This is a genomic window from Kaistia hirudinis (genome assembly GCF_014196455.1).
GTDB classification, from domain to species: domain Bacteria; phylum Pseudomonadota; class Alphaproteobacteria; order Rhizobiales; family Kaistiaceae; genus Kaistia; species Kaistia hirudinis.
Genome location: NZ_JACIDS010000005.1, coordinates 318,648 through 332,088, shown reverse-complemented (window position 1 = coordinate 332,088; position 13,441 = coordinate 318,648). Strand labels below are relative to the sequence as shown.

Here is a 13,441-nt window from a genome sequence, read left to right as displayed (position 1 = left end):
GAAACGGCAACAGGACGGATCGTTTCGCGCGGAGGTCACATGGTCATCACGGTGGGTCGGCTCGTCCGGGCGTCGATGGTCGTTGCGGCGCTGCTTCTGCCGGGCGCAGCCGGGGCCGGCGTGCTCGACCGCGTCGCGGAGAGCGGCGTGCTCACGGCCGGCACGCGCGCTGACGCCGTTCCCTTCGCCTTCACCGGCCCTGACGGGACGCCGGCCGGCTTTTCGGTCGATCTGCTCGAGCAGGTCAGGGCCGCCACGGCCGCGCGGCTCGGCCGGCCGGTCGAGCTCAAGCTGCAGACGGTGACCACCAAGGACCGGCTGGAGCGCATCGCCTCCGGCGAACTCGACGTCGTCTGCGAGATCACCACGCCGACCTGGGCGCGGGAGAAGACCGTCGACTTCTCGATCCCCTTCTTCCGCGACGGCACGCGCATCCTCGCCTTTCGCGAGACGCTGCGCACCCATCCCGACCCCAAGGACATGCTAATCGGCGTTGCCGAGGGCACGACGACGCAGAGCATCCTCGAAGACGCGCTGCCCGGCATCAAGACGAAAAGCTTTCCCGACATGGACGCGGCCTTCGCCGCGCTCGGCAAGGGCGAGGTGCAGGGCGTCGCCAATATCGGCGTCATCCTGCTCGGCCTGTCGCGCAAGCTGGAGCCGAACCGCTCGGTCGTGCTGCTGCCGCGCTCGCGCCCCTATGGCAACGAGGCGATGGCTTGCATCCTGCCGCAGAACGACAGCGCCTGGCGCGACCTCGTCGACAAGACGATCGTCGATCTCATGGCCGGCCTCGACGATTATGACGGACCCTATATGGCCATCCACGACAAATGGTTCGGCCGCGACGGCGTCATGCCCTATCCGCTCGACCGCTCGACGCGCGACTATCTGCTGCAGATGAACATCTGGGCGCGGTAGGGCGGGGGCAGGGTCCGGAAGGGCCGGCGCCAGACCATTCTCCGCCGTCATCCCGGCGGACGCCGGGATCCATTCAGCCGTGACGGGCAGTGTCCGAGCGCCGAACGGCACAACGTCTTCGAACCATCAGCGCCTCAGGCTGTATGGGCCCCGACTTTCGTCGGGGTGACGCCGCAGCGTGGGGCGCGGGGCGGAGCACCGACCTCCACCTGGCCTAAACGATCCCCGCGACCGCCAGCAGGCGGCGCATGCGTTCGATTGCGCGGTCTGGGTCGGCGAGGCAGCGCGCCTGGTCGGCGAGGCGGAAGAGCTCCGCGAAATGTTGGATCGAGCGCGCGCTCTGCTGGCCGCCCGCCATCAGGAAGTGATCCTGGTGGCCATTGAGCCAGGCGAGGAAGACGACGCCGGTCTTATAAAAGCGGGTCGGCGCCTTGAAGATGTGCCGCGACAGGGGAACGGTCGGATCGAGCAGCGCGCGGAATGTCTCCGTCTCACCGGACGCAAGATGGGCGAGCGCCTGCGAGGCCACCGGCGCGATCGCGTCGAAAATGCCGAGCAGCGCGTGGGAATGGCCCTCGGCGTCGCCGGCGATCAGTTCCGCATAGTTGAAATCATCACCCGTATACATCTTCACGCCATCCGGCAGGCGACGGCGCAGCGCGATCTCCTTGTCCGCGGACAGGAGCGAGATCTTGATGCCGTCGACCTTGGCGGCGTGCCGGCGGATCAGTTCCAGCACGGTGTCCATCGCCGCGTAATGGTCGTCCGTGCCCCAATAGCCGGCGAGCGCCGGGTCGAACATCTCGCCGAGCCAGTGCAGCACGACCGGCTCGCGCACGCCTTCGAGGATGCGCCCGTAGACGCGGAGATAATCGTCGGGCGAGCGCGCCGCGCGGGCGAGCGCCCGGCTCGCCATCAGGATGATGCGTCCACCCGCGGCCTCGATCGCCTCGACCTGCGTCTCATAGGCGGCGATGACATCGTCGATCGTGACGTCGGGCGAGGGCTCCAACTGGTCGGTGCCAGCGCCGCACGCGATGACGGCGCCGGGCCGGGTCCGCGCCTCGGCGATGGCGCGCTTGGAAAGCTCGAGCGCGTTCTCCCAGGAGAGGCCCATGCCGCGCTGCGCCGTATCCATCGCCTCGGCGACGCCGAAACCGAGATCCCAGAGATGATGACGAAAGGCGAGGGTACGCTCCCAGTCGAAGGCGACGTCGAGCGAGGGATCATTGTCCGCGAAGGGATCGACCACGACATGCGCCGCGGCATAGGCGACGCGGTTGAACGCCGGCGCGGTCGCCGTACGCGGCAGCGGGACGCCGGTCGGCGTGTAGGGGGCGGTGCCTCCGATAACGGGCAGGACGATCGTGGCCATGATTTTCTCCGCGGCGCGACGATCGCCGGCCTGGCGCATCGCCATCTTGTAACTGATTGGTTACAAGATGGCGATGCGCGCGTCAAGCAATGGCGTCAGGCGCGGCCTTCCGCCCGGGCATAGGCGAGCACGACATCGCCGATGTGATCGCGCCAGGCGGCGACGCGTTCCGGATCCGACAAAGCGCGGCCGAAGATCGCGGAGAGGGTGAAGCGGTTGGAGAGATAGAAGGCGCCAAGCGCCGCGATCGTCATATAGATGTCGAGCGCGTCGAGCCCGGGGCGGAAGACGCCCGTCTCGGCGCCGCGTTCCAGAACGCGCCCGAGATCGCCGAGGAAGAGCGCGTGCATGCTGCGCAGCCTTTCGGAGGCCGAGATATGCTCCGCGCGGTGCAGATTCTCGGTGGCGAGCAGGCTGAGAAACTCGGGGTTGGCCAGGTAATAATCGAAGGTGAACCGGGCGAGGCGCAGCAGGCTCGCCTCCGGCTCCAGCGCGTCGAGTGCGAGTTCCGCTTCCGCGGCGCGGATACGGGCATAGGCGGCTTCGAGAACGGCGAGGTAGAGGGCGTTCTTGTCGCCGTAATAGTGATACAGCATCCGCTTGTTGATGCCGGCCAGCGCGGCGATGCGATCGATGCGGGCGCCGGAGAGGCCGTGTTCGGCGAATTCGCGAGTCGCAGCATTGAGGATGGACCGGGACGTTCCTTCCGGATCGCGATGATTGGCCGGCCGGGACTTTCCTTTGGTCAGATATTCATCGCTCTGCTGATCCATGTCTTGATCGTCTGCCATCGGAAGCCATTTTTGTTGGAATTATTTTAAATCGGTGTCTTCACCTGTTTGGCGCCGCCATGTAAAAGGCACCGTCCGTCGGGAGGAACGCGCCAGCATGATCGCCGTGTGCATCTGCACGTACAACCCGCCAGCCGCGCGCTGGCGGATCGTCGTCGATGCGCTGGTGCGCCAGAGTGCGCCGCGAGACGCGTTTCACGTCATCATCGTCGACAACGGGTCGACTCCTCCGCTCGGGCCGGAACGCATCGAGCCGCTGCTGGCCGCCGGCATCCGCGCGCGGATCGTCGTCGAGCCGCAGGCCGGGCTGTCGCGGGCCCGCCTGAAGGCAATCGCCGAGACCGACGACGACTACATCCTTTTCGTCGACGACGACAACGAACTCGCGCCCGACTATGTCGAGAACGCCATCGCCTTCGCGCGCGCACATCCGCAGATCGGTGCGTTCGGTGGCAGACTGCTCCTGCCGCGCGAACTCCAGCCTGCGGAATGGGTAGGACCCTTCCTGGCCAGTCTGGGCGTCCGCGACTACGGTCCCGAGCCGATCATCAATATGGACCAGGATTGCTGGGGCGAATGGGAGCCGGCCGGCGCCGGCGCCGTGGTTCATCGGAGCGTGCTCGATCGCTATGTGCGCTGGTCGAAGGAATCGCCCGATTTCTTCAAGCTCGGCCGCAGCGGGCGCTGGGGGCTGGCTTCCTGCGACGATTCGCTGATGATGCGGGGTGCGACACGGGTCGGGCTCGGCAACGCGTATGTGCCGGCCCTGTCGCTCCGGCACCACCTGAACCCCAAGCGTTTCGGCTTCGTCTATATGATGCGGCTGCATTACGGCTATGGCCAGAGCTTCGTGCGCCTGGACCGCATCCTCTATGGCCGTACGCCCACGCCCAAAGAATATTCGCGGCCACGCCGCCTGTGGCGGCAGATCAAGTGGCGCTGGCTGCAATTCGCAGCCTTCTCCTGGCAGATGAAGGTCGCTCAGGTGATGACCGAACTCGGCCGGTACAATGAGTACCATGCCGACGGCGGCGGATCGGTGGACAGCGCTGATCGGTAATGCGAAGAGGCGAGGGCTCACCCCCGAACTCTTCGTCCCAGCCATAGCGGATCGCCCATGTCTCTTGTCGAGGTCTTTCCCGGACGCAGCTTCTCCGCCTTCCTGTTCGATATGGACGGGACGATCCTCACCTCGCTCGTCGCGGCGGAGCGCGTCTGGATCCGCTGGGCGGAACGGCATGGCGTCGACGTCGCGATGCTCCTCGCCACGCTGCATGGCAAGCGCTCCATCGACACGGTGCGCGCGCTCAACCTGCCGGGCATCGATGCGGAGGCCGAGGCGGCGGCCATCACACAGGCGGAAATCGAGGATGTCGACGGGATCGAGGCGATTCCCGGTGTCGCGCCGTTCCTGGAGGCGTTGCCGCGCGAGCGCTGGGCGATCGTGACATCGGCGCCGCGTGCGCTGGCCGCGCGCCGCATCGAGGCGGCCGGGCTGCCGCTCCCCGGCCTGATGATCGCGTCGGAGGATGTCGAGCGCGGCAAGCCGGCGCCCGATCCCTATCTGCTTGCCGCCGCCCGGTTCGGCGTCGCGCCGGAGAGCTGCCTCGTCTTCGAGGATGCGCCAGCGGGGATCGCCGCCGCGGAGAATGCAGGCGCACCAGTGGTCGTCATCACGGCGACCCATGCGACCATGACGCATGGCGGGGCGGCCGAGACGCCGCATCCACGCTTTGCCGATTATCACGGCTTGACCGGCCGCCCGCTGCCGGGCGGCCTCGGCCTGTTCGAGGGGCGCTGACGCCGCGTTTCAGCGACGGCGCTCGAGGTGCAGCGACGCGATGCCGGCCGGTGTCACGCTCCAGTCCGAAATCGCGCCGCCGAATTGTCGCCATCATTCGTCGCGCGGCGGTTGACCGCCGCATTACGCGCCCCGATAAGACTTGCCGGGCGCCTGCATGGGGAGATGGCAATGAAGCGGCTCGGTTATCTCGACAGTCTTCGCGGGATCGCGGCCGTCTACGTCCTCATCTACCACGCCATTCTCGTCGCGCAGCCGCAACTCGTGGTGCCCCAGTGGTATGCGCCGTTCTTCCTGGCGGGCGGCACCGGCGTCATGCTGTTCTTCGTCGTCAGCGCCTTCTCGCTGTGCCTCACCTGGCCGCGGCACGAGAAGAGCGGCATCCCGCTTTCGAGCTATTTCATCAGCCGCTTCTTCCGCATCGCGCCGCTGTTCTATTTCATGATGATCGTGACCTATATTCGCGACATCTTCGTCTACGATGCCTGGCATACGCCCTGGCAGGTCTTCATCAATCTCGCCTTCATCTTCAACTTCGTGCCGCAGCAGCAGGAAGGGTTTGTCTGGGCGAGCTGGGCGATCGGCGTTGAGTTTCTGTTCTACGTACTGTTTCCGCTATTCTATTGTGCCGGAGCCACGCTCTGGCGTCGGCTGATGCTGGTCTTCGTCCTAGGGCTGGTGACGGTGATCTATTTCTCGCTCCTGCCCTATCTCCACATGGATGAGCAGACTCGCGCCGGTTTCACCAATTTCGGCCTGTTGCGCTTCCTGCCGGTTTTCGGCATCGGCATGGTCGCGTTCGATGTCGCGCGACGCACGCATGAACTGCCCAACGCACGCGATATCGGCGGCGCGCTGGTCGCGCTCAGCATTCTGGCCTATGCAGCGATCATCGCCGGCTATCTGCCCGCCGCCTCGAACATCTACGGCCAAGGCATCTGCTACGCGCTGCTGCTGGTCGGACTGTCGCTCAATCCTGTCGGCCTCTACGTCAATCCGCTGACGCGCTTCTACGGCCGGATTTCCTATTCCGTCTATCTGCTGCACCCGCCGATCGTCTATGCGCTTTCACCGGCCTATCGCTGGATCTATGCGGCGCGCATCGGCAAGTCCGACGCGGTGAGCTTCTGGCTCTCCATCGGACTGACGCTCGCGATCGTCACGCCGCTCGCCATGCTGACCTATCGCTTCATCGAGGCGCCCGGCATCGAGCTCGGCAAGCGCCTGATCAAGCGCGCGCAGGCGAAACGCGGCATTGGCGTCGCGTCCGCCGCCGCCTGAGGCTCCTCAGCCCTTCAGCAGCCACGCGTGTTCCGGCGCGTTGTGGAACTTCCAGATGCGCCTCGGGCCGGCCATGACGTTCAAGTAATAGAGGTCGTAGCCGTGGATGGTGGCGCAGGGGTGGTAACCCCTGGGCACCAGCGTCACATTGCCGTCCTCGATCAGGATGGTTTCGTCGAGCGTGCGATCGTCGGTGTAGACGCGCTGGAAGGCGAAGCCCTGCGGCGGGTTCAGGCGGTGGTAATAGGTCTCCTCGAGCAGGGATTCCTCCGGCAGCGCGTCGCGGTCGTGCTTGTGCGGGGGATAGCTCGACGTGTTGCCGCCGGGCGTGATCACCTCGACGACGAGGAGCGAATCCGCCGGCTCGTTCTCGGGCAGGATGTTGGTGACATAGCGCGTGTTCGAGCCCTTGCCGCGCACTTCCTGCGAGGTGTGGCCCGGGCCGATGCGCCGCGCCGGCAGGGCGCCCTTCAGCGACGGCGCCGAGCAGACGGCGAGCGTCACCTTGGTCTCGGCCGTCGCCTTCCAGTTTGAGCCGCCAGGGACATAGACCGAATCCGGCTTGCCTTCGAAGGGCGACATGCGCTCGCCGACCGTGCCGAAATCCGTGCCGCCGGCGACGATGTTCGCTCTGCCGGCGATCAGCACGAGGCAGACCTCGCGGTCTCCCGTGTCGTGATGGGCGCTTTCCCCCGGCTCCAGCTCATAGACGTCGAAGCCGACATAGTGCCAGCCCGCGCTCTCCGGCGTGATGTTGATGGTCCAGCCTTCATGGCCGGAGGGGTGGACGACGAGATCGGACCTGCGCATGGCGGCTCTCCTATCGCTTCCAGCCTGCTTCGGCGAAGAAGCGGACGAGGTTGTCGTAGCCGAGCTTCACATAGCGGGCCGGCGGCGCCTTGACGGGGTCCTGCTCGGCCTCGATCACCACCCAGCCGGAATAATTCGGCAGCGCCTTGAAGACCGAGACGAAATCCACCGAGCCGTCGCCGGGTACCGTATAGACGCCGGCGAGCACGGACTGGAGGAACGACCAGTCGTTCGCGATCGCCTCGCGCGCGACATCGGCGCGGACATCCTTGGTGTGCACATGGGCGATGCGGCTGCGATAGCTCCGCGCGAGCTCCGCCGGATCGGCGCCGGCCCAGGTCGCGTGGCCGGTGTCGAGCAGGAGATGCACCGCCGGGCCGGTCGAGGCCATCATGCGGTCGATCTCGTCCTCGGTCTGGATCACCGTCCCCATATGGTGGTGATAGACCAGCGTCAGCCCGTCCTCTTCCTGGAGGAAGTCGGCGAATTTGGTCAGGCCCGTATTGAAGCGCGCCCATTCCTCCTCGTTCATGACCGGGCGCGTCGAAAGCGGCGCAGTCTCGTTGCCATGGATGGTGCGCGTGCATTCCGCCGCGATCAGCACCTTGGCGCCGAGGGCCTTCAGGAGGTCGATATGGGCGCGGGCGGCCTTGTATTCGCTCTCCGCGTCGCGCTCGATCAGGAAGGTCGAATACCAGCCCGACACGAGGTCGAGCCCGTAGCGGGCGAGGATCGGGCCGAGCGTGGCCGCGTCCCGCGGAAACTTGTGGCCGAGTTCCATGCCCTCGATGCCGATGGCCCGGGCGTCGGTGAGGCATTGCTCGAGCGGAATGTCGCCGCCGATGTCCTGCTTGTCGTCATTGGACCAGCAGATCGGATTGGCGCCGATGCGGATCATGGGGTGGGTTCCTCCGGAGGCCTGTTGGCCGTAATCGTTTTTCACGTCCCGCCTGTCATTGCCGGGCTTGACCCGGCAATCCAGCCTTTCTGTCGGGCGAACGAGCGTTGAGGCGTAGAAGAGTAAGTCTGGATTGCCGGGTCAAGCCCGGCAATGACAGTGCTATGGAAGGCGACGCCGTAACGAAGATCGGCGGCTCTAATTCACGATCCGCTGCGCCTTGATCGCTGCCTCATAGGCCTCGCGCGCGGCGTTGACGCTCGGCCGGTCGCTGACTTCGGGCACTGCCACGTCCCACCAGGCGCCGCCGGCTTCCGTGGTGATCAGCGGGTCGGTGTCGATGACGAGGACGGTGGTGCGGTCATTGCCCTTGGCCGCCTCCAGCTCCGTTTCGAGCTCGGCGATGGAGGCGACCTTCTTCGAGATCGCGCCGAGGCTCGCGGCATGGGCGGCGAAATCGATAGCGGGCAGAGTCTGATGCCGCGTATCCCTGAAGAGATTGTTGAAGTTGGCGCCGCCGGTCGCCATCTGCAGCCGGTTGATGCAGCCGAAGCCGGAATTGTCGAGCACGACGATATAGAGCTTGAGGCCGAGCATGACGGATGTCGCGATCTCGGAATTCAGCATGAGATACGACCCGTCGCCCAGCATCACGACGACGTCCTTGTCGGGCTTCGCCATCTTGACGCCGAGCCCGCCGGCGATCTCGTAGCCCATGGTCGAATAGCCATAGTCGAGATGGTAGGAGCCGGGGCTGCCCGCCTGCCAGAGCTTGTGCAGTTCGCCCGGCAAGCCGCCGGAGGCGCAGACGAGCGTCATCTCCGAGCCGAGCACGCGGTTCACAGCGCCGATCACCTGGCCGTCGGAAGGGAGTTCGGCATTGGTCGGCGCCGTCGCCTTGTCGGCATCGACGAACCATTGAGCGCGGCCTTCCTTGGCCGATCGCGTCCAGCTTTCCGGCGCGCGCCAGCTGCCGAGATCGGCGGAAATATCCTTGAGGCCAGCCAGCGCATCGGCGACGAGCGGCAGGGCGCGATGCTTGGTGGCGTCGAAGAGCTGCGGGTTGAGGCCGATCACCGTCTGCTGCCGGCTCTTGAACAGCGCCCAGGAGCCGGTGGTGAAATCCTGCAGGCGCGAGCCAATGGCGAGGATGACGTCGGCTTCCTCGGCGAGGCGGTTCGAGGCGGAGGTGCCGGTGACGCCGATCGAGCCCATGTTGAGCGGGTGCGCGGCGGGAAGGGACGACTTGCCGGCCTGCGTCTCTGAAACCGGGATGCCATAGGTCTCGGCAAAGGCCCTTACCGCCTCGGTGGCGCCGGAATAGAGCACACCGCCGCCGGCGACGATCAGCGGCTTCTGCGCGCCGCGCAGCGCCGCGACGGCGGCCGCCAGCTCGTCCTCGGACGGGCGGGTGCGGCGCGGCAGCCAGAGCCGCTCGTCGAAGAAGCTCTCCGGATAGTCATAGGCCTCGGCCTGCACATCCTGGCAGAGCGACAGCGTGACCGGGCCGCATTCGGCCGGATCGGTCAGCACGGCCATGGCGCGATGCAGGGCGGGGATGATCTGCTCGGGCCGCGTGATGCGGTCGAAATAGCGCGACACCGGGCGGAAGCAGTCATTGGCCGAAACCGTGCCGTCCTCGAAGCTCTCGACCTGCTGCAACACCGGATCCGGCCGGCGATTGGCGAAGACATCGCCGGGGAGCAGCAGGACGGGCAGGCGGTTCACATGCGCCAGCGCCGCCGCCGTCACCATATTGGTGGCGCCTGGCCCGATCGACGAGGTCACGGCCATCATGCGGCGGCGGAAGCTCGCCTTGGCGAAGCCGATCGCGGCATGCGCCATGGATTGCTCATTATGGGCGCGGAAGGTCGGCAATTCGTCGCGCACGCCATAGAGCGCCTCGCCGAAGCCGGCGACATTGCCATGGCCGAAGATCGCGAACACGCCGCCGAAGATGGGCACCTTCTCCCCATCCACCTCGGTCATCTGCTTGGTCAGGAAGCGGGCCAGCGCCTGCGCCATGGTGAGGCGGATGGTGGTCATGCTTGCGGCTCCTCCGGTCGTTTCTCGCTATACCGTCCTTCCCTTGAACCCTCCCCTTGAGGGAGGGTCGAAAACGCCTTGGCGTTTTCGGGGAGGGGTTGCTGTCTCTCGGTCATCATCGCGTTGGGGCAGCGCATCTGCCCGTTCTTCTCTTGGGTGGCCGTACCGCCACCTCGCTGGCGTCATCCCGGCGAACGCCGGGATCCATCCAGCCTGAGGCGGAGCGCGGCTGGCGCTACAGCTGCATGGATGCCGGCCTTCGCCGGCATGACGGCGTCCGTCCTGCAACGCTGCCGCCACTTGCCCCACCAACCCGACCCCTCGCCAAAACCGCTGCGCGGTTTTGACCCTCCCTCAAGGGGAGGGTTCAAGGGAAGAGGTCGCCGCTCTTCTCCCTCTCCCGCGAAGTGGGGGAGGGTCGGGGAGTGGCCAGCCTGCACCCGCTCCCCGCTGCATCCTCACGCCGCCTCCGTCCTTCTTACGCTCCGCCATGCGGCGACCAGCTTCTCGAATTTCCGCGCCATGTCCGCCACCGCCGCCTCGTCGCTCATCTTCCCCGAGAGCCAGCCTTCGGCGGCTTCCGCGAAGATCGTGCGGCCGACGGCGAAGCCCTTGACCAGCGGCGAGGTGGCGGCCGCCGCGAAGGCCTCGACCAGTTCGTGTTCCGGCGCCTCCAGCCCGAGCACGACGATACCGCGGCAGAAGGGGTCGCGCGCGCGGATCTCGCTCTCGATCGCGCGCCAGGCCGCGACGTTCTTCTGCGGTTCGAGCTTCCACCAGTCGGGGCGGATGCCGAGATCGTAGAGCCGCGCCAGGACGCGCGGGATCGTCGTCTCGTCGAGCGGGCCGTGCTTGCCGGCGATGATCTCGACCAGAAGCTCGCGCCCCACGGTCCGCGCGGCGTCGTTCAGCCGGAGCAGCGTCCGCTCCTGCTCCGCCTTCAGCTCGGCCGGATCGTCCGGATGATAGAAGCAGAGGCACTTCACCGTATGGCCGACCGGCCATTCGACGAGATGGCTGCCGAGATCGGCGAGATGGTCGAAATCGAGCGGGCGCGAACCCGGCTTCTCCACCGGGCGGCCGATCCAGAAGCCCTCCCGGGCGGCGCGCGGAAACGCCTTCTGGCCATAGGTCGAATCGAGCAGCATGCCGAAGCCGGGCCGACCCTTGGCGACGCGGGCGGCCGCCTCGACGGCGAGCGCCTTCAGCGCGTCGATGCGCTGGCGCGGGACGCCGAGCCGGTCGGCGACCGCCTCGAGCTGCGAGCGGTGATCGATGGCGAAGGCGAGGAGTTCGTTGCTCTCCTCGCGGCGCGTGGTCGCCCAGTGGATATGGGCGAGGTCGGCATCCTTGCGCAGCGCGCGCTCCGTGCTGCCCTTTTCGAGGAAATGCGTCAGTTCCGGCCAGGTCGGATATTCCGGCGCGCAGAGAAGGCGCGACACCGCGAAGGCGCCGCAGGCATTGGCCCAGGTCGCGCAGGTCTTCAGCGCCTCACCCTTCAGCCAGCCGCGCAGGAAGCCGGACATGAAGGCGTCGCCGGCGCCGAGCACATTATAGACCTCGATCGGAAAGCCATCGCCGACCACGCCGGCCTCGAGATCGTCGGAGATCGGGCCGTCATAGACGATGCAGCCCATGGCACCGCGCTTCAGCACGATCGTCGCCGGCGTCAAAGCGCGGATGGCCTTGAGCGCGCCGAGCACGTCGTCGGCGCCCGAGGCGATGCGGATTTCCTCCTCGGTGCCGATGACGAGGTCGCAATCCGGCAGCACAGTTCTGAGCCGCTCCGAAACGCGATCCGATTTCACATAGCGCTCAAAGCCCGCGGCATGACCGGCGAGGCCCCAGAGGTTCGGCCGATAGTCGATATCGAACACGACCTTGCTGCCGGCGGCCCGCGCAATGCGAATAGCCTTGCGCTGTGCTGCATCGGTGTTGTCGCGGGAGAAATGCGTGCCGGTGACCACGATCGCGCGCGCCGAGGCGATGAAGCTCTCGTCGATATCGGCCTCCGAAAGCGCCATGTCGGCGCAATCGGTGCGATAGAAGATCATCGGCGAGACGCCCTCGTCCTCGACGGCGAGAAGCACAAGCGCGGTGAGCCGTTCCTTGTCGGTGGCGATGCCCGCGGTCGATACGCCCTCGCGCGCCATCTGCTCGCGGATGAAGCGACCCATCTGCTCGTCGCCGACCCGGGTGACGACTCCGGACCTGAGTCCGAGCCGCGCGGTCCCGATCGCTATGTTGGAGGGGCAGCCGCCGACCGACTTCGCGAAGGAGGCGATGTCCTCGAGCCGGGACCAGATCTGCTGGCCATAGAGGTCGACGGAGGAACGTCCGATCGTGATGACGTCGAGCGTCCGGTTCCCTCCGCTGGCGTCGTTCATCGTCATCTCCTCCGGATCATTCCGCAAACGAGCCCGTTCGTCCCGCTCGTTTCGCCAATGGCGGCCTTCGGGCGAACACGGCTCACGCGCGCCCGCCTCTTGTAAGCGGGCGCGATCAGTGGAGCGGAATGAAACATAGGTTCCACAATATCGTCAATCCGGAATGATCTATCCATCCTGTCGCCTGACCTCCGCGACGGCGACGGTCAGCGTCATCGCGAGCGCGAGGCTCGCCGAGAGCGAGCGGAAGCCCTCATAGTCGGCCTCGACGACTTCGAACCAGACGCCGAGCTTCGGCACGAGCGGGCTGAACGGGCTGTCGGTGATCACGACGAGCGGGGTGCCCTGATCTGAGACTTGGCGTGCCTGCGCGAGCGTCGCCGAGGCATAGGGCGTGAACGAGATCGCGATGGCCGCGTCGCGCGGTCCGGCGAAGGCCAGCGTCTCGGGGTCGGTGCCCTGGGCCGAGCCGACGAGGACCGTCTTCACGCCGAGCTTGCCGAAGGCGTAGCTCATATAGCTGGTCACCGGGAAGGAACGGCGCTGGCCGATCAGATAGATCGTCTCGGCGCGCGCCAGGAATGCAACCGCCGCCTCGATCTGGCGCGCATCGATCCGCTCGCGGAGCGAGCCCACGGAGCGCTCCGCCGCGTCGCAAAAGCCGGCGAGCAGGCGCTCCGTCTTCGAGCCGCCATCCTTATGTGCGCGGAGCTGCGACAGCCGCTCGTCATAGGTGGAAGGCCGGTCGCGCAGCCGGTCACGAAACACCTCCTGCAGTTCCGAAAAGCCCTGATAGCCGAAGGCCTGGGCGAAGCGGACGAGGGTCGAGGGCTGGACCGCGGCCTTCTCGGCGATCGAGGCGGCGGTGCCGAAGGCGATGTCGTCCGGGCTCGCCATGGCATAGAGGGCGACCTGCGCCAGCCGCTTCGGCAGCGCGTCCTTGCGCGTCACGATCAGATTGCGCAGCGTCCAGAAGTCACGCGGCGCTGCCGTCCCGGTCTCGTCCGTCATCCATGGTTCCTGCGCCCGGCCGTCGCGGCGACATCGCTTGACGGCTCTGCGAGATGCGAAATAAATGTTCCAGACATTCCGCGAGCGGTCAATTCATTCCATTGGGGCGCCGGTGGCGGC

The 13,441-nt window shown here is 66.6% G+C and carries 11 protein-coding genes; 4 read left to right on the top strand and 7 right to left on the bottom strand.

What is annotated here, in order from left to right; all coding sequences use genetic code 11:
- Positions 1–39 precede the first annotated feature (39 nt).
- The gene (locus tag GGR25_RS20140; protein WP_183400663.1) at positions 40–921 is read left to right on the top strand and encodes an amino acid ABC transporter substrate-binding protein; all 882 of its coding nucleotides are present in this window, start codon (positions 40–42) and stop codon (positions 919–921) included.
- Between the two features lie 214 nt (positions 922–1,135).
- Here GGR25_RS20140 and GGR25_RS20135 read toward each other — a convergent pair whose 3' ends face one another.
- Together GGR25_RS20135 and GGR25_RS20130 are read right to left on the bottom strand one after the other, a co-directional pair.
- Positions 1,136–2,296 (bottom strand): dihydrodipicolinate synthase family protein, encoded by a 1,161-nt coding sequence (locus tag GGR25_RS20135; protein ID WP_183400662.1) that lies wholly within the window; start codon positions 2,294–2,296, stop codon positions 1,136–1,138.
- Positions 2,297–2,391: 95 nt separating this feature from the next.
- Complete coding sequence (locus GGR25_RS20130) at positions 2,392–3,069, bottom strand: TetR/AcrR family transcriptional regulator (RefSeq protein ID WP_183400661.1); 678 nt, start codon at positions 3,067–3,069, stop codon at positions 2,392–2,394.
- Positions 3,070–3,184: 115 nt separating this feature from the next.
- Between GGR25_RS20130 and GGR25_RS20125 the strand changes: the two genes are divergently transcribed.
- From GGR25_RS20125 to GGR25_RS20115, 3 genes are all read left to right on the top strand, one after another.
- A complete protein-coding gene (locus tag GGR25_RS20125) occupies positions 3,185–4,147 on the top strand; it encodes a glycosyltransferase (RefSeq protein ID WP_183400660.1) in 963 nt (320 codons plus the stop codon).
- A 57-nt stretch (positions 4,148–4,204) separates the two neighbouring features.
- Entirely contained in the window at positions 4,205–4,888 is a 684-nt protein-coding gene (locus GGR25_RS20120) for an HAD-IA family hydrolase (protein ID WP_183400659.1), read from the top strand.
- Positions 4,889–5,059: 171 nt separating this feature from the next.
- Positions 5,060–6,169, top strand: a complete 1,110-nt coding sequence (locus GGR25_RS20115) for an acyltransferase family protein (protein WP_183400658.1) — start codon at positions 5,060–5,062, stop codon at positions 6,167–6,169.
- 6 nt (positions 6,170–6,175) lie between these two features.
- Here the strand turns inward: GGR25_RS20115 and iolB are convergent, their stop codons facing one another.
- The 5 genes from iolB to GGR25_RS20090 all read right to left on the bottom strand — a co-directional run bounded on the left by iolB (position 6,176) and on the right by GGR25_RS20090 (position 13,321).
- Positions 6,176–6,979, bottom strand: coding sequence for a 5-deoxy-glucuronate isomerase (gene iolB / locus GGR25_RS20110; RefSeq protein WP_183400657.1), 804 nt, complete (start codon positions 6,977–6,979; stop codon positions 6,176–6,178).
- A gap of 10 nt (positions 6,980–6,989) precedes the next feature.
- Positions 6,990–7,877 carry a myo-inosose-2 dehydratase gene (gene iolE / locus GGR25_RS20105; protein ID WP_183400656.1) on the bottom strand — a complete coding sequence of 296 codons (888 nt, stop codon included), beginning with the start codon at positions 7,875–7,877 and terminating at the stop codon, positions 6,990–6,992.
- A gap of 198 nt (positions 7,878–8,075) precedes the next feature.
- Complete coding sequence (iolD, locus tag GGR25_RS20100) at positions 8,076–9,923, bottom strand: 3D-(3,5/4)-trihydroxycyclohexane-1,2-dione acylhydrolase (decyclizing) (RefSeq protein WP_183400655.1); 1,848 nt, start codon at positions 9,921–9,923, stop codon at positions 8,076–8,078.
- Between the two features lie 458 nt (positions 9,924–10,381).
- Positions 10,382–12,310, bottom strand: coding sequence for a bifunctional 5-dehydro-2-deoxygluconokinase/5-dehydro-2-deoxyphosphogluconate aldolase (locus GGR25_RS20095; protein WP_183400654.1), 1,929 nt, complete (start codon positions 12,308–12,310; stop codon positions 10,382–10,384).
- 168 nt (positions 12,311–12,478) lie between these two features.
- The gene (locus tag GGR25_RS20090; RefSeq protein WP_183400653.1) at positions 12,479–13,321 is read right to left on the bottom strand and encodes a MurR/RpiR family transcriptional regulator; all 843 of its coding nucleotides are present in this window, start codon (positions 13,319–13,321) and stop codon (positions 12,479–12,481) included.
- Positions 13,322–13,441 lie beyond the last annotated feature (120 nt).

Excerpts from the sequence above, each read along its gene's own strand:
- GGR25_RS20140 (WP_183400663.1), top strand. The coding sequence starts at position 40 with ATGGTCATCACGGTGGGTCGGCTCGTCCGGGCGTCGATGGTCGTTGCG.
- GGR25_RS20135 (WP_183400662.1), bottom strand. The coding sequence starts at position 2,296 with ATGGCCACGATCGTCCTGCCCGTTATCGGAGGCACCGCCCCCTACACG.
- GGR25_RS20130 (WP_183400661.1), bottom strand. The coding sequence starts at position 3,069 with ATGGATCAGCAGAGCGATGAATATCTGACCAAAGGAAAGTCCCGGCCG.
- GGR25_RS20125 (WP_183400660.1), top strand. The coding sequence starts at position 3,185 with ATGATCGCCGTGTGCATCTGCACGTACAACCCGCCAGCCGCGCGCTGG.
- GGR25_RS20120 (WP_183400659.1), top strand. The coding sequence starts at position 4,205 with ATGTCTCTTGTCGAGGTCTTTCCCGGACGCAGCTTCTCCGCCTTCCTG.
- GGR25_RS20115 (WP_183400658.1), top strand. The coding sequence starts at position 5,060 with ATGAAGCGGCTCGGTTATCTCGACAGTCTTCGCGGGATCGCGGCCGTC.
- iolB (WP_183400657.1), bottom strand. The coding sequence starts at position 6,979 with ATGCGCAGGTCCGATCTCGTCGTCCACCCCTCCGGCCATGAAGGCTGG.
- iolE (WP_183400656.1), bottom strand. The coding sequence starts at position 7,877 with ATGATCCGCATCGGCGCCAATCCGATCTGCTGGTCCAATGACGACAAG.
- iolD (WP_183400655.1), bottom strand. The coding sequence starts at position 9,923 with ATGACCACCATCCGCCTCACCATGGCGCAGGCGCTGGCCCGCTTCCTG.
- GGR25_RS20095 (WP_183400654.1), bottom strand. The coding sequence starts at position 12,310 with ATGAACGACGCCAGCGGAGGGAACCGGACGCTCGACGTCATCACGATC.
- GGR25_RS20090 (WP_183400653.1), bottom strand. The coding sequence starts at position 13,321 with ATGACGGACGAGACCGGGACGGCAGCGCCGCGTGACTTCTGGACGCTG.